This window comes from Acidovorax bellezanensis, assembly GCF_025421555.1.
In the GTDB taxonomy this organism is placed as follows: Bacteria; Pseudomonadota; Gammaproteobacteria; order Burkholderiales; family Burkholderiaceae_C; genus Comamonas; species Comamonas bellezanensis.
Genome location: NZ_JAODYH010000003.1, coordinates 147,468 through 169,829, shown reverse-complemented (window position 1 = coordinate 169,829; position 22,362 = coordinate 147,468). Strand labels below are relative to the sequence as shown.

Annotated in this window: 18 protein-coding genes; 13 read left to right on the top strand and 5 right to left on the bottom strand. The window is 66.4% G+C overall.

Annotated elements, in window-relative coordinates; all coding sequences use genetic code 11:
• Positions 1-254 precede the first annotated feature (254 nt).
• Together xdhB and xdhA are read right to left on the bottom strand one after the other, a co-directional pair.
• Positions 255-2,612, bottom strand: coding sequence for a xanthine dehydrogenase molybdopterin binding subunit (xdhB, locus tag N0K08_RS04370; RefSeq protein ID WP_261498825.1), 2,358 nt, complete (start codon positions 2,610-2,612; stop codon positions 255-257).
• The gene (gene xdhA, locus N0K08_RS04365) at positions 2,609-4,111 is read right to left on the bottom strand and encodes a xanthine dehydrogenase small subunit (RefSeq protein WP_261498824.1); all 1,503 of its coding nucleotides are present in this window, start codon (positions 4,109-4,111) and stop codon (positions 2,609-2,611) included. The genes xdhB and xdhA overlap by 4 nt, the downstream gene beginning before the upstream one ends.
• 374 nt (positions 4,112-4,485) lie before the next feature.
• Between xdhA and N0K08_RS04360 the strand changes: the two genes are divergently transcribed.
• From N0K08_RS04360 to N0K08_RS04330, 7 genes are all read left to right on the top strand, one after another.
• The gene (locus N0K08_RS04360) at positions 4,486-6,069 is read left to right on the top strand and encodes an ABC transporter ATP-binding protein (RefSeq protein WP_261498822.1); all 1,584 of its coding nucleotides are present in this window, start codon (positions 4,486-4,488) and stop codon (positions 6,067-6,069) included.
• On the top strand, positions 6,056-7,177 hold the full coding sequence (locus N0K08_RS04355) for an ABC transporter permease (protein ID WP_261498821.1): 1,122 nt from the start codon (positions 6,056-6,058) through the stop codon (positions 7,175-7,177). Before N0K08_RS04360 ends, N0K08_RS04355 begins: the two co-directional genes overlap by 14 nt.
• On the top strand, positions 7,177-8,097 hold the full coding sequence (locus N0K08_RS04350) for an ABC transporter permease (RefSeq protein ID WP_261498820.1): 921 nt from the start codon (positions 7,177-7,179) through the stop codon (positions 8,095-8,097). Before N0K08_RS04355 ends, N0K08_RS04350 begins: the two co-directional genes overlap by 1 nt.
• A 39-nt stretch (positions 8,098-8,136) precedes the next feature.
• Positions 8,137-9,285 (top strand): BMP family ABC transporter substrate-binding protein, encoded by a 1,149-nt coding sequence (locus tag N0K08_RS04345; RefSeq protein ID WP_261498818.1) that lies wholly within the window; start codon positions 8,137-8,139, stop codon positions 9,283-9,285.
• Between the two features lie 104 nt (positions 9,286-9,389).
• Positions 9,390-10,547 (top strand): BMP family ABC transporter substrate-binding protein, encoded by a 1,158-nt coding sequence (locus N0K08_RS04340; protein WP_261498816.1) that lies wholly within the window; start codon positions 9,390-9,392, stop codon positions 10,545-10,547.
• 65 nt (positions 10,548-10,612) lie between these two features.
• Complete coding sequence (locus N0K08_RS04335) at positions 10,613-11,587, top strand: aromatic ring-hydroxylating dioxygenase subunit alpha (RefSeq protein WP_261498815.1); 975 nt, start codon at positions 10,613-10,615, stop codon at positions 11,585-11,587.
• The gene (locus tag N0K08_RS04330; RefSeq protein ID WP_261498814.1) at positions 11,587-12,642 is read left to right on the top strand and encodes an adenosine deaminase; all 1,056 of its coding nucleotides are present in this window, start codon (positions 11,587-11,589) and stop codon (positions 12,640-12,642) included. The genes N0K08_RS04335 and N0K08_RS04330 overlap by 1 nt, the downstream gene beginning before the upstream one ends.
• 150 nt (positions 12,643-12,792) lie before the next feature.
• Here N0K08_RS04330 and N0K08_RS04325 read toward each other — a convergent pair whose 3' ends face one another.
• Positions 12,793-13,236 (bottom strand): HIT family protein, encoded by a 444-nt coding sequence (locus tag N0K08_RS04325; protein WP_261498813.1) that lies wholly within the window; start codon positions 13,234-13,236, stop codon positions 12,793-12,795.
• Positions 13,237-13,419: 183 nt separating this feature from the next.
• On the opposite strand from N0K08_RS04325, the gene N0K08_RS04320 reads away from it, so the two are divergent.
• The 4 genes from N0K08_RS04320 (at position 13,420) to N0K08_RS04305 (ending at position 16,934) form a co-directional block, all read left to right on the top strand.
• Entirely contained in the window at positions 13,420-14,502 is a 1,083-nt protein-coding gene (locus N0K08_RS04320; protein ID WP_261498811.1) for a BMP family ABC transporter substrate-binding protein, read from the top strand.
• Positions 14,503-14,562: 60 nt separating this feature from the next.
• A complete protein-coding gene (guaD, locus tag N0K08_RS04315) occupies positions 14,563-15,846 on the top strand; it encodes a guanine deaminase (RefSeq protein WP_261499645.1) in 1,284 nt (427 codons plus the stop codon).
• A gap of 51 nt (positions 15,847-15,897) precedes the next feature.
• Positions 15,898-16,464, top strand: coding sequence for a dCTP deaminase (gene dcd, locus N0K08_RS04310; protein ID WP_159911013.1), 567 nt, complete (start codon positions 15,898-15,900; stop codon positions 16,462-16,464).
• Positions 16,465-16,574: 110 nt separating this feature from the next.
• A complete protein-coding gene (locus tag N0K08_RS04305; protein WP_261498809.1) occupies positions 16,575-16,934 on the top strand; it encodes a hypothetical protein in 360 nt (119 codons plus the stop codon).
• 194 nt (positions 16,935-17,128) lie between these two features.
• Here the strand turns inward: N0K08_RS04305 and N0K08_RS04300 are convergent, their stop codons facing one another.
• Together N0K08_RS04300 and N0K08_RS04295 are read right to left on the bottom strand one after the other, a co-directional pair.
• The gene (locus N0K08_RS04300; RefSeq protein ID WP_261498808.1) at positions 17,129-18,871 is read right to left on the bottom strand and encodes a sensor domain-containing diguanylate cyclase; all 1,743 of its coding nucleotides are present in this window, start codon (positions 18,869-18,871) and stop codon (positions 17,129-17,131) included.
• Complete coding sequence (locus N0K08_RS04295) at positions 18,868-19,836, bottom strand: delta(1)-pyrroline-2-carboxylate reductase family protein (protein WP_408642900.1); 969 nt, start codon at positions 19,834-19,836, stop codon at positions 18,868-18,870. The genes N0K08_RS04300 and N0K08_RS04295 overlap by 4 nt, the downstream gene beginning before the upstream one ends.
• Positions 19,837-19,922: 86 nt before the next feature.
• Between N0K08_RS04295 and ypfJ the strand changes: the two genes are divergently transcribed.
• Positions 19,923-20,792 (top strand): KPN_02809 family neutral zinc metallopeptidase, encoded by an 870-nt coding sequence (gene ypfJ / locus N0K08_RS04290; protein WP_261498807.1) that lies wholly within the window; start codon positions 19,923-19,925, stop codon positions 20,790-20,792.
• Between the two features lie 122 nt (positions 20,793-20,914).
• Entirely contained in the window at positions 20,915-22,345 is a 1,431-nt protein-coding gene (locus N0K08_RS04285; RefSeq protein ID WP_261498806.1) for a DEAD/DEAH box helicase, read from the top strand.
• The last annotated feature ends 17 nt before the right edge of the window (positions 22,346-22,362 follow it).

Genomic DNA, 22,362 nt, shown 5'->3' with positions numbered 1-22,362 from the left:
GCGCTGGGGGCGCCCAGCCCCCGGCGCGTAGCGAGTTCCGCGGCGCAGCCCGTGACCGAGCACCGCAGGTTGCCCTGAGCGTCAGCGAAGGGACGCAGGAAGTAGGGCCGCATTCTTTTGCTTCCGTTTTCTTGTGCGAGCAAGAAAATGAAGTCGGCTGCCGGGCCGAGACCCGGCCCCTGCCCGTGGCAACGGCATGTCGTGAAAATCGAAGACACACCTTTTCCGACGGGCATCGCCTGGGTGACAGGACATCACGCGTCGTCGTGCACCCTCCCCAGCGCCCGCAACAGATTCTCCGCCGTAGCCGGCGCCGTCAGTTCCAGTGGCTGGGTGCCGCCGCGGCTCGCGGCCACGGCGTTGCGCAGGGCTTCGTAGACGCTGATGGCCAGCATGAACGGCGGCTCGCCCACGGCCTTGCTGCCGCCGACGTTGTCTTCGCGGTTGGCTTCTGGCCACAGGTCGATCTGAAAGTGGGCCGGAATATCGCCCGCCGTGGGGATCTTGTAGGTGCTGGGCGCGTGCGTCGTCAGCAGGCCCTTGTCGTTCCAGACCAGCTGCTCGTTGGTCAGCCAGCCCATGCCCTGCACGAAGCCGCCCTCGATCTGGCCGATGTCGATGGCCGGGTTGATGCTGTGGCCCACGTCGTGCAGTATGTCCACGCGCAGCACGCGGCTCTCGCCGGTCAGCGTGTCGAGCGCGACTTCGCTGCAGGCCGCGCCGTAGGCAAAGTAATAGAAGGGCCGGCCGGTGAGGGTGGTCTTGTCGTAATGGATCTTGGGCGTGCGGTAGAAACCGTCGCTCCACAGCTGGATGCGGTTGGCGAAGGCTTCGCCGACCACATCTTCCCAGCGGCGCTCGCTTTTCGGCGTGCGCACCAGGCCGCCGGAGAAATCCACCGCGCCCGCGCCGCAGCCGTCGAGTCCGGAGACAAAGGCCGCGAGGTTGTTGCGCACGGTGCGCGCCGCGTATTGCGCGGCCCGGCCGTTGAGGTCGGTGCCGCTGGATGCGGCCGTGGCGCTGGCGTTGGGAATCTTGCTGGTATCGCTGGCCGTGACCAGCACGCGCTCCAGGGGCACGCCCAGCTCGTCGGCGACGATTTGCGCCACTTTGGTGTTCAGCCCCTGGCCCATCTCCGTGCCGCCGTGGTTCACCTGCACGCTGCCGTCGGTGTAGACATGGACCAGCGCGCCGGCCTGGTTGAACAGCGTGGCCGTGAAGCTGATGCCGAACTTGACGGGGGTGAGCGCCAGGCCGCGCTTGATCACCGGCTGGCCGGCGTTCCACTCGGCGATCTCGGCCTGCCGCTGGCGGTACTGCGCGGACGCTGCCAGCGCGGGCATCAAGGCGTGCAGGATGTTGTCCTCGACCCGCATCTGGTAGTGGGTCAGGCTGCGCGGGCCCTGCGGGTTCTTGTCGTAGAGGTTGCGCAGGCGCACGTCGAACGCGTCCAGGCCCAGCTGGCGCGCGATGTCGCCGATGATGGCTTCGATGACGATCACGCCCTGGGGACCGCCAAAACCGCGGAACGCCGTGTGGCTCTGGGTGTTGGTCTTGCAGCGGTAGGAGGCGATTTCCACGTCGCTGAGGAAATAGGCATTGTCGGCATGGAAGATCGCCCGGTCGGCCACGGGGCCGGACAGGTCGGCCGAGAAGCCGCAGTTGGCCAGCATGTCCAGGTGCAGGCCGGTGATCAGGCCGCTGTCGTCAAAGCCCACGTCGTATTCGTAGGCGAAGGGGTGGCGCTTGCCGGTGATCATGAAGTCGTCATCGCGGTCCAGCCGCAGCTTGACCGGGCAGCCGAACTTGCGTGCGGCCACGCAGGCCCAGACAGCCAGGTGGCCGGCCTGGGTTTCCTTGCCGCCGAAGCCGCCGCCCATGCGCCGGCACTCGACCTTGACCGCATGGTTTTCCAGGCCCAGCGCATGCGCGACCCAGTGCTGGACTTCGCCGGGATGCTGGGTGCTGGAATAGATCTGCCACTGCTGCTGCTCCAGCGGCAGGGCGTAGGCGATCTGGCCTTCCAGATAGAAGTGCTCCTGGCCGCCGACTTCCAGCTGGCCGCTGAGCCGGTGCTCGCTGCGCAGCAGCGCGGCCTGGGCATCGCCCCGGCGCACGAACACCGGCGGCAGCACATAGCTTTTCTGGGCATGGGCGGTGTGCACGTCGAGGACGGCGGGCAGGGCGTCGATATCGCAGCGCACCAGCCGCGCGGCGCGGCGCGCCTGGCGCATGCTGCCGGCGACGACCAGGCCTATGACCTGGCCCACATGCTGCACGCTGTCGATGGCAAACACGGGCTCGTCGTGGCCGAACGCGGCCAGGATCTTGTCGCCGGGCACGTCGGCCGACAACACCACGCCGCGCACGCCGGGCAGGGCCAGCGCGGCCGTGCTGTCGACGCCGCGCAGCCGGCCGTGGGCCACGTTCGACAGAATCGGCGCGGCATACAGCGTGCCCTTGAGTTCCGGCAGGTCGTCGATGTAATGCGCCGTGCCCTGGACCTGGGCCAGCGCGCTTTCATGCACATGGGGCCGGCCCACCGCCGGAACGGAGCGCGTGGGCGTGAGTGCCGGAGCCAGCGCGGGGGAGAGGAGGTCGAGGGCTTTCATGGTGTGACTTTCGCGGCGGCGGCTTGCGCCAGGGAGGTCAGCGTGGCCAGCTGCGGGCTTGGGCCTTGCGATTCCAGCCAGTAGCGCTGCAGCAGATTGGCCAGCAGCGCGCGGCGGTAGCTGCCGCTGGCGCGCATGTCGGACAGGGGCTGGAACTCGGCGCTCAGCGCGTCGGCCGCGCGCGTCAGCGTGGTCTCGTTCCAGGGCTGGCCGCTCAGCACGGCTTCGGTCTGGCGCGCGCGCACGGGCGTGGCCGCGACGCCGCCCACGCCTATCGAGGCGCCGACCACCTGGCCGCCCTGCAGTTCCAGCTGGATGGCCAGGCAGACCGCGGAGATGTCGTCGTCGGTGCGCTTGCTCACCTTATAGGCGCGCAGCAGTTCGCCGGCGCGGGGCTTGGGCACCAGAATGCGCACCAGCAACTCGTCGGCCGCCAGCAGGTTTTCCCGGTAGCCGGTGTAGAAGTCTTCCAGCGGCAGCTGGCGTTCGCCGCGCAGGCTGGCCAGCACCACCTGGGCGCGCAAGGCGATCAGCAGCGGCATGGAGTCGCCGATGGGCGAGCCGTTGGCCACGTTGCCGCCCAGCGTACCGGCGTTGCGCACGGGCAGGCCGGCAAAGCGCGCGGCGAATTCATCGAGCTGCGGCCACAGCGCCTGCATGGCCGCGAACGCCTCGGTCAGGGTGGCGGCCGCGCCTATGGACAGCTGATCGCCGTCGTCCTCGATGGTGCGCAGCTCGGCGACGCGGGTCAGGTCCAGCACCTGGGGAAACTGGCGGAATTGCTTGGTGACCCACAGGCCCACATCCGTGCAGCCGGCCACGACCTGGGCCTGGGGGTGGGCGGCGCGGGCCTGGAGCAGTTCGGCCAGGGTCCGCGGTGCGAGGTAGGCCGTGTCATCGCCTGGCGTCAACTGCTGCAGCTGCGCCAGCACGGCGGCCTCGTCGACCTGGGCCCGGGGCAGTTGCGCCATCTGCTCGGCCGCGTCCAGGATGGGGCGGTAGCCGGTGCAGCGGCACAGATTGCCCGACAAATCGTGCTGGGCCAGCTCGCGCGTGATGGGCTGGCCCTGGCAGACGCGGTTCTGGTACATGCCGAACAGGCTCATGACGAAGCCCGGCGTGCAGAAGCCGCATTGCGAGCCGTGGCAGCTGACCATGGCGGCCTGGGCCGGGTGGACGGTGCTGGCCGGGTCTTCACGCGTGATCAGTGGGTCGCGCACCAGGTCTTCCACGGTCCACAGCGCCAGTCCCTGGACCGAATGGGCCAGGCGGATGCAGCTGTTGATGGCCGAATAGCGCAGTTGTTCGCCGGCCGGCGTGGCCACCGCTTCGGCTATGACCACGGTGCAGGCGCCGCAGTCGCCTTCGGCGCAGCCTTCCTTGGTGCCGGTGCAGCCCAGGTCTTCGCGCAGCACTTCGAGCAGCGTGCGATCGGGCGGTACATCGTGCAGCGTCACCGCTTGGCCGCGGCGTAGGAATTGCAAGGCAGAGGTGGTCATGGGACGGTGGCTCATCAAAGTGCGTTCAGAAAGCAGGCGAGGTGGAAGGCATGGCCCTGCATAAGCAATTTTCGTGCGGACGGAGGCCGCCGTCCATCGGGACCGGCCCGAGGGCCAGGCCCGAGACCTGAGGTAAAGCACCAATGCGCACGGCTTTTGCTTGCAGCAGACTGGACCGTTACGTGCCTGCTGGCATGCGCGGGAGGTGGCGTCCTGTGTCCGTCCCTGGCTGGCTGCGCCCTGCAAGGGCTTGTGCGACGCCCTGGGTGCCGTGCTTTGTTGCTACATAAATAATAGCTTGTTGCCTAAGCCAGGCAAGCGCTTGCGGGATGCTTTATGGAATGTGTTTGGAAAATTGAGAGACAATCGCCGCCATGAATCCCCCTGAAACAATTCCCACGCCCGGTGCCGCCCCACCGCGCTTGCAACTGACGGGCGTTACCAAGCGATATCCGGCAGTGGTGGCCAACAGTGGCGTGTCACTGACGGTGCAGCCCGGCGAAGTGCACGCCGTGCTGGGCGAAAATGGTGCGGGCAAGTCGACCTTGATGAAAATCATCTATGGCGCCGTGAAGCCCGATGAAGGCCTGCTGCAGGTCGATGGCCAGGTGGTACAGATACGCAACCCCCAGGAAGCGCGCCAGCTGGGCATTGCCATGGTGTTCCAGCATTTCAGTCTGTTTGACACGCTCACCGTGGCGGAAAACGTCTGGCTGGGCCTGGACAAGCAGATTTCGCTGGCCGAAGTCGTAAGCCGCATCGAGGAAACCGCCAGCGTCTACGGCATGGACATCGATGCCCTGCGCCCGGTGCACACGCTGTCGGTGGGCGAAATGCAGCGCGTGGAAATCATCCGCGCCCTGCTCACGCGCCCGCGCGTGCTGATCCTGGATGAGCCCACGTCGGTGCTCACGCCCCAGGCCGTCGACAAGCTGTTCGTGGTGCTGCGCAAGCTCGCCGCGGAAGGTTGCAGCATTCTCTACATCAGCCACAAGCTGCATGAAATCCGCGAGCTGTGCGACACCTGCACGGTGCTGCGTGGCGGCAAGGTCACGGGCGTGTGCCGCCCGGGCGAGGAATCCAACGCTTCCCTGTCGCGGCTGATGATCGGCGCCGAGCCGCCGGCCCTGACCCACCGCGAAGTCGCCACCGGCGCCACGGTGCTGCGCGTGCAGGGCTTGTCGCTGGCCCGCACCGACCATTTCGGCGTGGACCTGGAAGGCATCAACTTCGAAGTGCGCGCCGGCGAAGTGGTGGGCATTGCCGGGGTTTCGGGCAACGGCCAGAAAGAGCTGCTCTACAGCCTGTCGGGCGAAGACCGGCGCGCCGCACCCGAGATGGTGCAGGTCGCGGGCCAGGCGGCGGGGCGCATGTCGCCGCGCCAGCGCCGGGCCCTGGGCCTGCATTTCGTGCCCGAGGAGCGCCTGGGCCGCGGCGCCGTGCCGTCCATGAGCCTGGCGCACAACCTGCTGCTGACGCGCGACAACGCCGTGGGCCGCGGGGGCTGGCTGCACATGGACGTGCTGCACAGCCAAGCCCGCGCCATCATCGAGCGCTTCCAGGTCAAGGCCGGCGGGCCGAATGCAGCCGCCAAGTCGCTGTCGGGCGGCAACCTGCAGAAATTCATCGTGGGCCGCGAAATCGATGCCAAGCCCCGCCTGTTGATCATCTCGCAGCCGACCTGGGGCGTGGATGTGGGCGCTGCCGCGCAAATCCGCGGCGAAATCCTGGCGCTGCGCGATGCGGGCTGCGCCGTTCTGGTGCTCAGTGAGGAGTTGGACGAATTGTTTGAAATCTCAGACCGGCTGCATGTCGTGGCCAAGGGCCAGCTGTCGCCTTCCGTGCCCCGGGCCCAGGCCACGGTGCAGCGCATAGGCGAATGGATGAGCGGGCTGTGGCATGCCGAAGCGCAGCCAGCCGCGCAGGCCGCACAGGGAGGCCAGCATGCTCAAGCTTGAACCGCGCCCCCAGGTTTCCAAGGTCTGGACCTATGCTTCGCCGGTGCTGGCGCTGGCGATCACGGTGCTGATCGGCGTCGCGCTGTTCGTCATGCTGGGCAAGGACCCGGTGCGCGGCCTGCAGGCGTTCTTCTGGGATCCGATCAAGTCCGGCTACGCGCTCGGTGAGCTGGCCATGAAGGCCACGCCGCTGCTGCTGGTGGCGCTGGGCCTGGCCGTGTGCTTTCGCTCCAATGTCTGGAACATCGGCGCCGAAGGCCAATTCGTCATGGGCGCGGTGGCCGCGGGCGGAATGGCGCTGTTGGCGGACAAGACCACCGGCCCCTGGATCGTGCCCGCCATCCTGGTGGCCGGCGTGCTGGGCGGCATGGTCTGGGCCGGCATCGTGGCTTTTCTGCGCGACCGCTTCAACGCCAACGAAACCCTGGTCAGCCTGATGCTGGTCTATGTGGCCATCCTGGTGCTGGGCTATCTGGTCTACGGCCCCTGGAAGGACCCCATGGGCTACAACTTCCCGCAGAGCAAGACCTTCGAGCGCGTGACGCAGATTCCCAAGCTGATCGAAGGCACGCGCGTGAACATCGGCGTGGTGCTGGCGCTGCTGGGCGCGGGCGTGCTGTGGGTGTTTCTGGCGCGCACACGCGCCGGCTTTGCCCAGCAGGTCAGCGGCCTGGCGCCGGCGGCCGCGCTCTATGCGGGCTTTTCCTCGCGCCGTGCGCTGTGGACGGCCTTGTTGATTTCGGGTGGCGCGGCCGGTCTGGCCGGGGCGCTGGAAGTCGCCGGCCCCATGGGCCAGCTCACGCCTTATGTTCCCGCCGGCTACGGTTTTGCCGCCATCATCGTGGCCTTCGTCGGGCGCCTGCACCCCGTGGGCATGATTTTTTCCGCCGTTCTCATGAGCATGTTCTATATCGGTGGTGAGCTGGCGCAGTCGCGTCTGGGCCTGCCCAAGTCCCTCACGGGCGTTTTCCAGGGCCTGCTGCTGTTCTCGCTGCTGGCCTGCGACACCCTGGTGACCTACCGCCTGCGCTGGGTCCGTTCTCCCAGGCCGGTGGCGGCGCCCCCCGTGACGGCGCCCGTGGTGGCCGCGGCGAAGGGAGGCCTGTAATGGAGCCGTATGCATTGCTGCTCGGCTCCACGCTGAGCGCCGGCACCGTGCTGGCCCTGGCCGCCCTGGGCCTGTTGATCAACGAGAAGGCCGGCATCATCAACCTCGGCGCCGAAGGCATGATGCTGTGCGCGGCGATTGCCGGTTTCGCGGCCGTGGTGCATTCGGGCAATACCTGGGTGGGCTTCGCGGCCGGCATGGCCGCCGGTGCCGTGCTGGCGGCGCTGTTCGGCGTGCTGGTCATCTGGCTCAACACCAACCAGCAGGCCACGGGCCTGGCGCTGACGCTGTTCGGCGCGGGCTTCTCGGCCTTCGTCGGCCTGAACTACGTGCAGGCCAAGTTGCCCGAGCTGCCCAAGTACGCGATTCCCGTGCTGTCCGACATTCCGCTGCTGGGCCCCGCGCTGTTCCGCCAGCATCCACTGGTCTATCTGGTGGTGCTGCTGGCCCTGGCCATGGTCTGGTTTCTGTACCGCTCGCGCGCCGGCCTGGTGCTGCGCGCCGTGGGCGAGTCGCCGGAATCCGCGCATGCGCTGGGCTACCCCGTGCGCCGCATCCGCCTGGCGGCCGTGGTCTTCGGCGGTGCCATGTGCGGTCTGGCCGGGGCCTATATCTCGGTGGTCTACACCCCGTTGTGGGTCGAGGGCATGGTCGCCGGGCGCGGCTGGATTGCGCTGGCGCTGACCACCTTCGCCACCTGGCGCCCTGCGCGCATCCTGCTGGGTGCCTATCTGTTTGGCGGTGTGACCATGCTGCAATTCCATTTGCAGGCTTCGGGCGTGCAACTGGCCAGCCAGTTGCTGAGCATGCTGCCCTATCTCGCGACCATCGTCGTCTTGGTGCTGATTTCGCGCAATTCCAGCTGGATTCGTGCGAACATGCCGGCCTCGCTCGGCAAGCCGTTTTACCCCGGCTCCTGAGCCATTTTTTTACAGAACACTGAGTCGAGAGGGACAAGAATGAAGAATCTGCAAAAACGCGCTTTGCTCAAAGTGGCCGCGCTGTCGGCCGTGGCCCTGGCCCTGGCCAGCTGCGGCAAGAAAGAAGAAGCCGCAGCGCCAGCTGCCGCGCCTGCGCCCGCGGCAGCGGCTGCTGCGGGTCCGCTGAAGATGGCGTTCATGTACGTGAGCCCGGTCGGCGACGGCGGCTGGACGTTCCAGCATGAAAAGGCCCGCCAGGCCCTGCAGGCCGAGTTCGGCGACAAGATTCAGACCTCGCTGGTGGAAAGCGTGCCCGAAGGCCCGGACGCCGAGCGCGTGCTGCGCGACCTGGTCGGTCAGGGCAACAAGATGGTGTTTTCCACCAGCTTCGGCTACATGGAGCCGGTGCAGAAAGTCGCGGCCGATGCCAAGGACGTGAAGTTCGAACATGCCACGGGCTACAAGACCGCCGAGAACGTGGGCACCTATGACGCGCGCACCTACGAAGGCGCCTACCTGGCCGGCATCGTCGCCGGCGGCATGACCAAGTCCAACCAGATCGGCGTCGTCGCCTCGGTGCCGATTCCCGAAGTGCTGCGCAACATCAACAGCTACGTGCTGGGCGCGCAAAGCGTCAACCCCAAGATCAAGGCTCGCGTGGTCTGGGTCAACGAGTGGTTCAGCCCACCCAAGGAATCCGAAGCCGCGGCCACGCTGATCAACGGCGGCGTCGACGTGCTCTACCAGAACACCAACTCGCCCGCCGTGCTCAAGACGGCGCAAGAGCGCGGTGTGCGCGCTTTCGGCAAGGATTCGGACATGAGCGCCTACGCGCCAAAGGCCCACCTGGCCTCGGCCGAAATCAACTGGCTGCCGTACTACCGCAAGGTCACGCAGGACATGCTGGCGGGCACCTGGAGCACCGGCCAGCACTGGTGGGGCGTCAAGGAAGGTGCCATGGACCTGGTGAGCATCGCCGACGACGTGCCCCAGGCACTCAAGGACAAGGTGGCTGCTGCCAAGGCCGGCCTCAAGGACGGCACGTTCCACATCTGGAAGGGCCCGCTCAAGGACAACAGTGGCAAGGAACAGTTGGCCGATGCAGCCGTGGGTGACCATGCTTTCCTGAGCGGCATCAACTTCTACGTGGCTGGTATCGAAGGCAACGTGCCCGGCGCTGGCAAGTAAGCAACAGGCAGGCACGTTACTTGCTGATACATTGAACGTGCCTCCCCGGGGCAAGCCCCGACCGTTTTCCTATTGTTGTGACCCTGTTTTTTCTAGGAAGAAATATGACTGATCTGCACAAGCGTTCGATGTTCAAGCTGGCGGCGCTGACCGCCGTGGCCGCGGCAGCCCTGGCCGGCTGTGGCAAGAAAGAGGAGCCCGCAGCGGCACCTGCGCCCGCACCCGTGGCCGAAGCGCCCGCCAAGGCCGAGCCGCTGAAGATCGCGTTTGCGTATGTCGGTCCGGTCGGCGATGGCGGCTGGTCGTTTGCCCACGACCAGGCGCGCAAGGCCCTGGAAAAGGAATTTGGCGACAAGATCAAGACCAGCTACGTGGAAAGCGTGCCCGAAGGCCCGGACGCCGAGCGCGTGCTGCGCGACATGGCCGGCCAGGGCAATCAGCTGATCTTCGGCACCACCTTCGGCTACATGGAAGCGCTGCAAAAGCTCGCGCCTGACTTCTCCAAGGTGAAGTTCGAACACGCCACGGGCTACAAGACCGCCGAGAACGTGCGCACCTACGACAGCCGCACCTATGAAGGCGCCTACATGGCCGGCGTCATCGCCGGTGGCATGACCAAGACCAACACCCTGGGCGTGGTCGGCTCGGTGCCGATTCCCGAAGTGATCCGCAACATCAACAGCTTCACGCTGGGCGCGCAGTCGGTCAACCCCAAGATCAAGACCAAGGTGGTCTGGGTCAATGAGTGGTTCAGCCCACCCAAGGAAACCGAAGCCGCGACTTCGTTGATCAACGGCGGCGCCGACGTGCTGTTCCAGAACACCGACTCGCCCGCCGTGCTGAAGACGGCCCAGGAAAAGGGCAAGCGCGCTTTCGGCTGGGATTCGGACATGACCGCCTACGGCCCCAAGGCCCACCTGGGTTCGGCCATCATCAACTGGACGCCTTACTACACCAAGGCCACCAACGACGTGCTCAATGGCACCTGGGCCACGGGTTCCAGCTGGTGGGGCGTGAAGGAAGGCGCGATCGACCTGGTGTCCATCGCCGAAGACGTGCCCGCGGAAATCAAGGCCAAGGTCGACGCTGTCCGCGCAGGCCTCAAGGACGGCAGCTTCTCCATCTGGAAGGGCCCGATTGCCGGCCAGGATGGCAAGCCCGTGCTGGCGGCCGACGCCGTGGCCGATGACAAGTTCCTCTCGGGCATCAACTTCTACGTCAAGGGCGTGGAAGGTAACATCCCCGGCGGCGACAAGAAGTAAACCGTTTTAACGGTTGGAATCAAGGGCCGCCTTCGGGCGGCCCTCTGCATGACGAATACACTTTCATGATGGAAAAAACACTCTGGCATCCGGTGGCCTTGGCCCAAGAAGTAGTGCACGCGCCCCTGGCCGTGCGTTTGTTGGAACAGGAGCTGGTGCTGTGGCGCGATCTGGCGGGCGAGGTGCGGGCCTTCGTCGACCGCTGCCCCCACCGGGGCGCACGCCTGTCCATGGGCCGCGTCAGCGGTGACCGGCTGGAGTGCCCGTATCACGGCTGGCAGTTCGCCAGCGACGGCCACTGCGCGCAGGTGCCCGCCGTGCCCGAGTTCGTGCCGCCGCCCGCGCACTGTGTGCGTTCGTTCGCGGTGCAGGAGGCCTATGGCCTGGTCTGGGTGCAGCTGGAGGCCGCCGACACGCCGCTGCCGGTCTTCGCCGCCGAAGGCGACGACAAGCTGCGCAAAGTCCTTTGCGGGCCTTACGACGTCGCGGCCAGCGCGCCGCGCATCATCGAGAATTTTCTCGACATGTCGCATTTCGGCTTTGTGCACGAAGGCTGGCTGGGCTCGCGCGATGCCACGGCCATGGCGCCTTACCAGGTCGAGAACACGCCCACTGGCGTCAAGGCGACGAACTGCAAGGCGGTTCAGCCGCAGTCCAATCTGCATTCCACGGCCGCGGCCGAAGTGCATTACACCTATGAGGTGACCGATCCCTATACGGCCTTGCTCAACAAGCTGCCCGAGGAAGGCACGAGCAAGGAGGGCTGGTACGAATCCATCGGCCTGTTCATCTGCCCCGTGACGCCCGAGAGCAGCCGCGTCTGGTTCCGCTTGGCGGTGGCTGATTTCGAGACACCCGACGAAAAGCTGCAGGCGTTCCAGCACACCATCTTCGTCCAGGACCAACCGGTGCTGGAGTCGCAACAACCCAAGTGCCTGCCGCTCGATCCGCGTGCAGAGTTGCATTCCGCGGCCGACCGCATGTCGTCCGCCTACCGCCGCTACCTCAAATCGCGCGGCGTTTCTTTCGGAGTCTGCTGATGTCCACCGTTCTGCCGAAGTCACCTTTGATGGCCTTGCTGCGCGACATGCCCAAGGCCGAGTTGCATATCCATATCGAAGGCTCGCTGGAGCCGGAGCTGATCTTTGCGCTGGCCGAGCGCAACCAGGTGGAGCTGCCCTATGCCGATGTGGCGGCGCTGCGCCGTGCCTACGCCTTCACCGATCTGCAGAGTTTTCTCGACATCTACTACGCCGGCGCGAGCGTGCTGCTGCACGAGCAGGATTTCTACGACATGGCGCGCGCCTACCTGGCTCGGGCCGTGCGCGACCACGTGGTGCGCGCCGAAATCTTCTTCGACCCGCAAACCCATACGGCGCGTGGCGTGCCCATGGCTTCGGTGATCAACGGCCTGTACCGCGCCTGCCGCGAGGCCGAGCGCGACTGGGGCATTTCCTGCGACCTGATCCTGTGCTTCCTGCGCCACCTGAGCGAGGAAGAGGCCTTGGTCACGCTGGCCCAGGCCATGCCTTTGCGCGACCGTTTCATCGGCGTCGGGCTGGACAGCAGCGAGCTGGGCCACCCGCCCGAGAAATTCGCGCGCGTGTTTGCGCGTTGCCGCGCGCTGGGCCTGCGCCTGGTGGCCCACGCCGGCGAAGAAGGTCCGCCGGCCTATATCTGGAGCGCGCTGGACGTGCTGCAGGTCGAACGCGTGGACCACGGCGTGCAGGCGCTGCAGGACGCGGCGCTGGTCCAGCGGCTGGCGCGCGAGCGCATTGCGCTCACCGTGTGCCCGCTGTCCAACCAGATGCTGCAGGTCTTCCCCGATCTGGCCGACCACAACCTGCCGCAGCTGCTCGAAGCCGGCCTGGTGGCGACGGTGAACTCCGACGATCCGGCCTATTTCGGCGGCTATATCAACGAAAACTTCGTGCAGCTGTTCGCCGCCACCGGCATGGGCGCGCGCCAGGCCTACCAGCTCGCGCGCAACAGCCTGCAGGCCAGCTTTGCCGGCGCGGCGAGCAAGGCTGCGTGGATGGAGCAGCTCGACGCCTGCTTTGTGCGCCATGGAATGGAAGCTGCAATCACCCCCTGAGCCGCTTCGCGCTAGGCGCGCCCCGTCTTCCCCCTCTCAACCTTCGGTGGAGGGAGACGGCAGCCTCGGTGCGGGGCGGCCCTTCCTCGCTGCCCCCTTGTTGGGGCGCGCCAGTTGCATAGGCTGCGGGCTGCGCGAGCGTTACGAAATTCAGTCTGCTAGCGCCATTCGCAATCGCTGCGCATAGCCAGCCAGCACGTCTGAGCCCGGCTCCTTGCGCGGCCAGCTGAGCTTGATGCCGTCGTCCGCATGGCGCGGCACCACATGCATGTGGAAATGGGCCACGGTCTGGCCGCCGGCCGCGCCGTTGGCCTGCAGCAAGGTGATGCCGGCCGGCGCGAACGCCGTCTGCACGGCCTGGGCCATGCGCTGGGCGGTCTGCATCACGGCCGCGGCTTCGGCCGGCGTCAACTCCAGCAAGGTGGCCGCGTGGCGCCGGGTCGCGACCAGCACATGGCCGGGCGTGACCTGGCCTATGTCCATGAAGGCCAGGGTCAGCGCATCTTCGTAGACCAGGGCCGCGGGCAGCTCCTGGTGGACGATGCGACAGAAAATGCATTCTCCCGGGGGCGAATGGTCGACAAACTCAGGCATGGCAAGGGTCTCCTTGGTGAATGGGGTTGACTGCATTGTGGCCGTGGCCCTGGCTTGGCGCTTGTCAGATCAGAGACCTTGTGGTCGCGGATTTCGGTCCTCCCGGGCTAGAATTCGCCCCGTTTGCAGTCAGTGCCCGCTGCTGCAAGCCTTGTTTGTTTCCGGGCCATGTAGAGGACCACCATGTACAAAAACCTCGCAGCCGTGTTCGCGGCCGCCTGTTTTTTCACCCCCGCTTTTTCCCAAACCTCCGGCAAGCCGCTGTCCGCGGCCTTTGTCTATGTCACGCCGGTGCTCGAAGCCGGCTGGACGCACCAGCACGACGTCGGACGCCTGGCGGCGCAAGCCGCGCTGGGCAAGCAGCTGCAGACCAGCGTGGTGGCCGACGTGGCCGAAGGGCCCGACGCCGAGCGCGTGATCCGCGATCTGGCGCGCAGCGGCCATAAGCTGATCTTCACCACCAGCTTTGGCTACATGGTGCCCACGCTGCGCGTTGCCGCCGAGTTCCCGGATGTGCGCTTCGAATCCATCACCGGCTACCAGCGCACGGCCAATGTGGCCACTGCCAACGCGCGCTACTACGAAGGGCGTTACCTGTCGGGGATTGCCGCGGCGCGCATGAGCAAGACCGGCGTGGCCGGCTATGTGGCGGGCTTTCCCATTCCCGAAGTGCTGCAGGGCATCAATGCGTTCGCGCTGGGCATGCGCTCGGTCAACCCGCAGGCCCAGGTCAAGGTGATCTGGCTCAACACCTGGTTCGACCCTGCCAAGGAACGCGATGCGGCGATGACGCTGATGAACCAGGGCGCCGACGTGCTGGCCTTCCATTCCGCGTCGAACGCGGTGATGGTGGCGGCGCAGGAGCGCGGCAAGTTCGCCGTGGCCTACCATTCGGACATGCGCCAGGTGGCGCCGGATGCGCAAATCCTGGCCGTGACCCACCAGTGGGGCGACTACTACACGCGGCGCGCGCGCGCCGTGCTGGACGGCAGTTGGACCAGCGGCGATGTCTGGGGCGGCGTGCGCGAAGGCATGATCCGCCTCGAAGCGTTCGGGCGGAGCGTGCCCCAGGCGGTGCAAAAAGAGGTGCTGGCGCGTCAGCAGCAAATGGCCCAGGGCCGCTTGCCGCCGTTTGCCGCGGGCGGCGCCGATGTGCGCGACAACAGCGGGCAGGTGGTGATCCCCAAGGGCAGCCAGCTCAGCGATGCGCAGATTCTCACCATGAACTGGCTGGTTGAAGGCGTGCAGGGCAAGCTGACGCAGTAAGCGCGCTGGATCGGGAATATGCGCAGGCGCGCAGCGCCCATCGCCGTTAAGCTCGGCGGCATGGACATCTACCGCAGTGGCTTGTTGCGCTTCACCCCCCAGGGCCAGGCCCTTTATGACGAGGACGGTCTGCTGGCTGTCGCACGCACGCCCGACGGCCGCGCGTGCGTGCAGGCCTCGGGCAACTGGGCCCAGCTCGCCCCCCAGTTTGCCGGCCTGCCGGTACAGCATTTCCCTGGGCGGCTGATCGCGCCGGGCTTTGTCGATCTGCACATCCATTACCCGCAGACCGATGTCATAGGCGCGCCCGCCGACGGCCTGCTGCCCTGGCTGGAAAACTACACTTTTCCCCATGAGCAGCGTTTTGTCGATCGCGACTACAGCACGCAAGTCGCGGAGTTCTTCATTGCCGAGTTGCTGCGCAATGGCGTGACCACGGCCCTGGCCTTCGCCACCAGCCATCCGGCCTCGGTCGATGCCTTGATGGCGGCGGCGCAAAAAGCGCGGATGCGACTGGTCACCGGCAAGGTGTTGCAGGACCGCAACTCGCCTGACGGCGTGCGCGATGCCACCGAACAAAGCCTGCTCGACACCGAAGCGTTGATCCAGCGCTGGCATGGCGTGGACCGGCTGGGTTACGCCATCACGCCGCGCTTTGCCCCGACCAGTTCCGAAGCCCAGCTGCGCGGCGCAGGCGAGCTGGCCGCGCGCTACCCCGATGTCTGGGTGCAATCCCATGTGGCCGAAAACCTCGACGAAGTGCGCTGGGTGCGGGAGCTGTTTCCGCGCGCGCGCAGTTATCTCTCGGTGTACGACGATTTCGGCCTGCTGCGCGAGCGCGCGGTCTATGCGCACTGCATTTATCTGGACGCCGAGGACCGGGTGCTGATGCGTGCCCGTGGCGCGGCGGCGGCCGTGAGCCCGACCAGCAACCTGTTCCTGGGCAGCGGATTTTTCGACTATCGCAGCGCGCAGGAAGCCGGCTTTGCCTATGGCCTGGCCAGCGACGTGGGCGCGGGTACGAGTTTCTCGCCGTTTCGCACCATGCTGGCGGCCTACACCGTGGGCCGCGAAGGCCAGAGCAAGCGCGGGCTGAGCCTGTCGCCCACGGATTTGTGGTGGCAGCACACGGGCGGGGCGGCGGCGGCCATGGGATTGGGGGGCGTGGTCGGCAACCTGCTGCCGGGCTGCGAAGCCGACTTCGTGCTGCTCAACCCCGAGGCCACGCCGCTGCTGGCGCGCAAGACGCGCGCCGCGCGCAATCTGGACGAATTGCTGTTTGCCATGATCGTGCTGGGCGATGACCGGGTGGTGGAGCAAACCATTATTTCTCAAGCAAAATAGCCTGTTACGCTTGGTTTTCAGGCGTCTGAAGCAGTATTGGCAGGAATTCCCATGAGTATCAAGAGCGACAAATGGATCCGTCGCATGGCGGAAAGCACCGGCATGATCGAGCCTTTCGAGCCCGGTCAGGTGCGCGAGGCCGACGGCCGAAAAATCATCAGTTACGGCACCAGCAGCTATGGCTACGACATCCGCTGCGCGCCCGAATTCAAGGTCTTCACCAACATCCACAGCACCGTGGTGGACCCGAAGAACTTCGATGAGAAAAGCTTTGTCGACTTCGAAGGCGACAGCTGCATCATTCCGCCCAACAGCTTTGCGCTGGCCCGCACGGTCGAGTATTTCCGCATCCCGCGCAATGTGCTGACGATCTGCCTGGGCAAGAGCACTTATGCGCGCTGCGGCATCATCGTCAACGTGACGCCGTTCGAACCCGAATGGGAAGGCTATGTGACGCTGGAGTTTTCCAACACCACACCGCTGCCGGCACGCATTTATGCGGGCGAAGGCTGCGCCCAGGTGCTGTTCTTCGAAAGCGACGAAGTCTGCGAAGTCAGCTACAAGGACCGTGGCGGCAAGTACCAGGGACAAAGCGGCGTAACCCTCCCGCGCGCCTGAGCGACTGTCAAGAAAACCTGACACGCGACATGGCCGTGCGCCGTCTGGTTGCGACGGGGCGTAGCATTTAGCATGGGCTGACAAGGCATCTGCCAGGATCAGGAGGTTTTATGCTTGCGTTATGGAGTTCCGCTTGGCGCGCCGCGGTGCACGGGGCGGCGCAAAATGCCGATGGCGCCGTGGGTGGCGGCCGTGATGTTGTCGACAGCCGCGCGGGCTGCCACAGTGCCTACTGGCCGCAGCATGAGCTCGATGCATTTATCTTGCAGATGGCAGGCCACGGCTATGCCGTGCGCACGGCCATGATGCTGGGCGATGCGGCCTATGCGCGTGAGCAGCTGGCGACAGCCTTGGCCATGGGTTGTCCGGAACTGCGTGCCTTGAGCGCACGCCTGAGTGCCTATTTCGATCGGCCACCCTGCGCGGGCGGGGCCGATGGCGGGGCCGATGGCGAGGCCGACCCCCTCTGAACGAAGCCCTTGGCTCTCATGGATTCATGGCGCTCGCTCTACCCGCAGCCTATGCAACTGGCGTGTCCCAGCAAGGGGCAGCGAGGAAGGGCCGTCCCGCACCGAGGCTGCCGTCCCTAGCCGGGCGCCCCCCTCCACCGAAGGTTGAGAGGGGGAAGCGGGGGACGGCCCCTGCCGCGAAGTCGCTCAGGGGGTCATGCCAAGACCTGGGCGCAATTGCGCCCTGCGGCCTTGGCGGCGTAAAGTGCTTCATCGCTGCGGCGCAGCATGGCGGCGGCATCTTCCTCGCCCGGGCGCAATGCCGACAGGCCGGCGCTGACGGTGATGCGCCCCACGCGGGGCTCTGGATAGGCCTGGACCGAGGCCAGCAACTGCAGGGCGGTCTCCAGCGCCTTGTCCAAAGCAGTGTCCGGCAACAGCACCATGAACTCCTCTCCACCCAGCCTGGCCACCACATCCGAGGACCGCAGCCGCTCCTTGAGCTGGCCGCCCAGACTGCGCAGCACGTTGTCGCCGACTTCGTGGCCATGGTTGTCATTGACGCGCTTGAAATGGTCGACATCGAGGGAGATCACGCTCAAGGGGCGACCGCTGCGCCTTGCCAGGGCCAGGGCATAGCTCAGCTGCGTCTCGAAGCCGCGGCGGTTGAGCAGGCCCGTGAGCGGATCGCTGCTGGCCAGGTGTGAAAGCTCCAGATTGGCATGCTGCAGCTCCAGCGTGCGCTGGCGCACGGTTTCCTCCATGGCCTCGTTCATGGCCAGCAGGCGGCGCGTCATATGGCCCAGTGTGCTCGACAGGCGCTGGACTTCCCGCGTGCTGTGGGTCTGGGGCACGACGGCACCGGGCATGCCGGCTTCGATGTACAGGGCGGCCTGGGACAGGCTGTTGAGGTCTTCGCTCAGGCGGCGCGCGGCCAGCCAGGCGATCAGCGCGGCCAGCATGGCGGCCGCAATTCCGCCGAACAGGGCCTGCAGGACGACGCTGTTGGCGGCGGCGAAGGCCGTCTGCGTGGGCTGGCGCGCGACCACATACCACCCCAGGTCGCTGGCCAGGCTGCGCGCCGGCAACGTGGTCACGGCCGTGAGGAAGGGCGCATCCGCATCCTTCCAGTGGGCCAGGGCCGCCTGGCCCGGGGTGTTCATGCTGTCCGTGGCGCTGGTGGACGGGCCTTCGGTGGCTGGCAGCGCTTGGTCCAGGGCCATGAAACGCGCGAGCTGGCCTTGGGGGGCGTAGATCAGCCGGCCCTGGCGATTGAACACAAACAGCGCGATCTGTGCCTGGTCGGCATAGACCGGGCGCAGGTCTTCGATGGCATCGCGCGCCCAGTCCCAACTGCTTTGTATGCCCAGCACGCCCACTGGCTGCCCCTGTTGGCGAATCGGGGCGGAAAAATCCACGAAGCGCAGCGGTTCGCCATTGGCGCTGGGCGGCAGCATTTTCTCGAGCCGCTCGGCGGGGTGTACGTCGCCGACATAGACGTCCTTGAGCCCGGCCTGGAACCAGGGGCGATCGCTGACGCTCTTGCCCTGGAGCAGGTGGTTGGAGTCGGTCTGCACGATGCCCTGGGCGTCGGCCACGCCTATCCACAGGCTGTGCGGCTGGGTCGCCTGCAGGCGCTGCAGCAGGGCTGTGACATCGGGCGTGTCCAGTCCGTTTTTCCAGAGATGCTGCGAGGACGCCATGACCTGCACCAGCCGGCTGCGCTCGAACAGGCCATTGGCCAGCGCCTTGGAGGCGTTGTGGGCCACGGTGTGCAGCGATGCGGCCGCCTCATGCTGTATTTGCAATTTGAGCAGTTCGCCAAAGGCCAGCGACAGCAGCATGGCGACCAGCGCCACCAGGCTGCCAAAGACCACGGCAATCTGCGTGCGCAGGCTCCAGGGCCGGGGCTTGGAGGCCGACGAATGCGTGGGCGGAGGAGGGCGTGGCTGGGTCATGTCGCCACCTGCATCGCTTGCGCGCAGGCCAGCCGCGCCGCGGCCAGGTCCCAGCCGCCCCAGCCGCAGCTTTTGAACAGCACAGCGCCGCTGGCCTGCGCCGGGCCCGCGTTCAAGGCCTGCGCCAGCGTGGGCAGGCGAGGCACGTCCAGTCCGGCCTGCAGCAGGTCGCCGGCCTCATGGGCGGCATCTTCGGTGTCGACCACGATGCGCCCGCGCTGGGCAAAGTCCAGGCACAGGCTGGGCGCCAGCTCCACCATCTGCGGCGTGAAGGCGCCCACGGCGCAGACGAAGGCATCGGCGCGCGGTGCTTCGTGCAGCACCACGGCGTTGGCCGGCGTGCAGGTCACGATCAAGGGGCAGTGGCGGGCGGCCAGGCGGATATCGCTGACCAGCCGGGCGTCGCAGCCGAGGCTGCGTGCATGCTCGACCAGCGCCTGGGCGCTGTGCGTGCTGCGCGAGGCCACATGCACTTCGCGCACGCCCAGCCCGGCCACGAAAGCCTCGACATGGGCCTTGCCCTGGGCGCCTGCACCGATCACCAGCAAGGGGCCTGCGGGCTGCGCCGCGAGCCGTTGCGCGGCCAGCAGGGAGACGGCGGCCGTGCGCCGGGCGGTGATGGTGGGACCGTCCAGGGTCAGGCGGCGGCTGCCGGTGGCGACGTCGAACACGACCACATCGCCCTGGATGGTGGGCCTGGGGGTGCCGGCGTTGGCCGGCGTGGATGTGATCAGCTTGGTCATGGCCAGCTGGCTGTCGGCGGCGGGCATGCAGAACAGGCTGCCTCCGCCGGCCAGCGGCAGCACGATGCGCGCCGGCACCTGGACGCTGGCGTCGTGCAGCACGGCGAAAATCTCTTCGGCCAGAAGCTTCCAGGGTAGCAAGGCGGCCGTGGCATGGGGCGAAAGCGCTGCATGCAAAAGCATCTGGGGCAGCGCTGCGCTGCTGGCAGTGGAAGAGTGCATAAGCTGAATGTACACAGGTAAGGTGCCAAATGACGGGGGTAATATCACCACCCAGACGCCGCGCATGCCGGCGACAAGGAGCTCTTATGCGATGGGACGGAAACCGGGAATCGGAAAATGTCGAGGACAGGCGGGATGAGGGAGGCGGTTCGCCGGTCTTTGGCGGCCGCAGTATCGGTATCGGGACCATCGTCGTGGCCCTGCTCGGCGGTTGGGTGCTGGGCATCAACCCGCTGACCTTGCTGGGCGTGCTCAGCGGCGGCAGCCCTGTGGCTGTGCAGCAACAGGCGCCGGCCCACAAGCCGCCGGCCGACGACCAAATGGCGCGTTTTGTGTCGACCGTGCTGGCCGATACCGAAGACGTCTGGACGGATATCTTTCGCCGGAACGGCGGCAGCTACAAGGACCCCCGGCTGGTGCTGTTTCGCGGCGTGACGCAGACCGCCTGCGGCACCGGCCAGGCAGCGATGGGGCCGTTTTATTGCCCTGCCGATCAAAAGGTCTATATCGACCTGGGCTTTTACCAAACGCTCAAGAACCAGCTGGGTGCACCCGGCGACTTTGCTCAGGCCTATGTGATCGCGCATGAGGTGGGCCACCATGTGCAGAATCTGCTGGGTATCAGCGCCAAGGTGGACAACATGCGCGGGCGGGTCAGCAAGACCGAATACAACCAGCTGTCGGTGCGGCTGGAACTGCAGGCCGACTGCCTGGCCGGCGTCTGGGCCCACCATGCGCAAAATGCCCGCCAGATACTGGAGCAGGGGGATGTCGAGGAGGCCATGAATGCCGCGGCCAAGATCGGTGACGATGCGCTGCAACGTGCCGCCGGCGGCGCTGTGGTGCCCGACAGCTTCACCCATGGCACCAGCGCCCAGCGTCAGCGCTGGTTCAACAGCGGCCTGCAGCGCGGTGAGCTCAAGGGCTGCGATACGTTTTCCGCCCGGCAACTGTGAGTTTCAAGCCAAGCCAGGGCGGGCCCGGCTTGGCTTTTTTCGCACACAATGGGGCGCATGAAGCCCTTGAATCGGCGGGTAAATACGGGTGTTCGCCGCTCGGTGCGACAATAGTAGGCTAAATGACAAGTTCTTTTTCCAATCTATCCCTGTCGGAACCCCTGGCCCGTGCTGTCGCCGAGATGGGCTATGAGTCGATGACGCCCATTCAGGCGCAGGCCATTCCCGTTGTCTTGACCGGCAAGGACGTGATGGGCGCTGCCCAAACGGGAACAGGCAAGACGGCGGCTTTTTCGCTGCCTCTGTTGCAACGTCTGCTCAAGCACGAAAACAGTTCCACCTCGCCCGCGCGCCATCCTGTGCGCGCCCTGGTGCTGCTGCCGACCCGCGAGCTGGCCGATCAGGTGGCCCAGCAAATTGCCCTGTACGCCAAACATACCAAGCTGCGCAGCATGGTGGTGTTCGGTGGCATGGACATGAAGCCGCAGACCCTCGAGCTCAAAAAAGGCGTCGAAGTCCTGGTGGCCACTCCTGGCCGCCTGCTGGACCACATCGAAGCCAAGAATGCCATCCTCAACCAGGTGGAATACGTGGTGCTGGACGAGGCGGACCGGATGCTCGACATCGGCTTCCTGCCCGACCTGCAGCGCATCCTGTCCTACCTGCCCAAGACACGCACCACCTTGCTTTTCAGCGCGACCTTCTCGCCGGAAATCAAGCGCCTCGCAGGCAGCTACCTGCAGGATCCGGTGACGATCGAAGTGGCCCGGCCCAACGAGACCGCCTCGACCGTGGAGCAGCGCTTCTTCAGCGCCGCGGACGAAGACGAAAAGCGTCTGGCCATCCACAAGATCCTCAAGGAACGCGGCATTCGCCAGGCCTTCATTTTCTCGAACAGCAAACTGGGCTGTGCGCGGCTCACGCGCACCCTCGAGCGTGACGGACTGCGCGCCACGGCGCTGCATGGCGACAAGAGCCAGGACGAGCGTCTGAAGGCCCTCGAAGCTTTCAAGGCCGGCAATGTCGACCTGCTGGTCTGTACCGACGTCGCCGCGCGCGGCCTCGATATCAAGGACGTGCCCGCCGTATTCAACTACGACGTGCCGTTCAACGCCGAAGACTATGTGCACCGCATTGGCCGTACGGGCCGAGCCGGCGCATCGGGCCTGGCCGTGACGCTGGTGACCGCGCGCGATGCACGCCAGGTCGCCGAGATCGAAAAGCTGATCAAGAAGAAGATCGACGTGGAAGCGCTGCAGTTCGAAGATGCACGCCCACGCGGCCGCATGAACGACGGCAACCGCGCCTGGCGCGGTGAAGGCAGCGACGCCGCGCGCGGTGTCGTGGGCCGTCCGGCCCCGGCCCCCCGTGCCGCGCGTCCGGCTTCGCGCCCTTCGGCCGATCCGTTTTTCGACAAGCCTTACGAAGCCTCCAAGGCCGCCCCGGCCGCGACCTGGGACGATGCCCGCCAAGGCCCTGCGACGCGTGCGCCCGCCAAGTCCAAGCGCAAGGTGGCGGCCCTGTTCCGCGCGCCGGAACTGGTCCAGTCCTGACGCACCCGCGGCGGACA

What these genes read in the sequence shown, in the direction of transcription:
- xdhB (WP_261498825.1), bottom strand. Translation starts at nt 2,612, where the DNA reads ATGAAAGCCCTCGACCTCCTCTCCCCCGCGCTGGCTCCGGCACTCACG.
- xdhA (WP_261498824.1), bottom strand. Translation starts at nt 4,111, where the DNA reads ATGACCACCTCTGCCTTGCAATTCCTACGCCGCGGCCAAGCGGTGACG.
- N0K08_RS04360 (WP_261498822.1), top strand. Translation starts at nt 4,486, where the DNA reads ATGAATCCCCCTGAAACAATTCCCACGCCCGGTGCCGCCCCACCGCGC.
- N0K08_RS04355 (WP_261498821.1), top strand. Translation starts at nt 6,056, where the DNA reads ATGCTCAAGCTTGAACCGCGCCCCCAGGTTTCCAAGGTCTGGACCTAT.
- N0K08_RS04350 (WP_261498820.1), top strand. Translation starts at nt 7,177, where the DNA reads ATGGAGCCGTATGCATTGCTGCTCGGCTCCACGCTGAGCGCCGGCACC.
- N0K08_RS04345 (WP_261498818.1), top strand. Translation starts at nt 8,137, where the DNA reads ATGAAGAATCTGCAAAAACGCGCTTTGCTCAAAGTGGCCGCGCTGTCG.
- N0K08_RS04340 (WP_261498816.1), top strand. Translation starts at nt 9,390, where the DNA reads ATGACTGATCTGCACAAGCGTTCGATGTTCAAGCTGGCGGCGCTGACC.
- N0K08_RS04335 (WP_261498815.1), top strand. Translation starts at nt 10,613, where the DNA reads ATGATGGAAAAAACACTCTGGCATCCGGTGGCCTTGGCCCAAGAAGTA.
- N0K08_RS04330 (WP_261498814.1), top strand. Translation starts at nt 11,587, where the DNA reads ATGTCCACCGTTCTGCCGAAGTCACCTTTGATGGCCTTGCTGCGCGAC.
- N0K08_RS04325 (WP_261498813.1), bottom strand. Translation starts at nt 13,236, where the DNA reads ATGCCTGAGTTTGTCGACCATTCGCCCCCGGGAGAATGCATTTTCTGT.
- N0K08_RS04320 (WP_261498811.1), top strand. Translation starts at nt 13,420, where the DNA reads ATGTACAAAAACCTCGCAGCCGTGTTCGCGGCCGCCTGTTTTTTCACC.
- guaD (WP_261499645.1), top strand. Translation starts at nt 14,563, where the DNA reads ATGGACATCTACCGCAGTGGCTTGTTGCGCTTCACCCCCCAGGGCCAG.
- dcd (WP_159911013.1), top strand. Translation starts at nt 15,898, where the DNA reads ATGAGTATCAAGAGCGACAAATGGATCCGTCGCATGGCGGAAAGCACC.
- N0K08_RS04305 (WP_261498809.1), top strand. Translation starts at nt 16,575, where the DNA reads ATGCTTGCGTTATGGAGTTCCGCTTGGCGCGCCGCGGTGCACGGGGCG.
- N0K08_RS04300 (WP_261498808.1), bottom strand. Translation starts at nt 18,871, where the DNA reads ATGACCCAGCCACGCCCTCCTCCGCCCACGCATTCGTCGGCCTCCAAG.
- N0K08_RS04295 (WP_408642900.1), bottom strand. Translation starts at nt 19,836, where the DNA reads ATGCACTCTTCCACTGCCAGCAGCGCAGCGCTGCCCCAGATGCTTTTG.
- ypfJ (WP_261498807.1), top strand. Translation starts at nt 19,923, where the DNA reads ATGCGATGGGACGGAAACCGGGAATCGGAAAATGTCGAGGACAGGCGG.
- N0K08_RS04285 (WP_261498806.1), top strand. Translation starts at nt 20,915, where the DNA reads ATGACAAGTTCTTTTTCCAATCTATCCCTGTCGGAACCCCTGGCCCGT.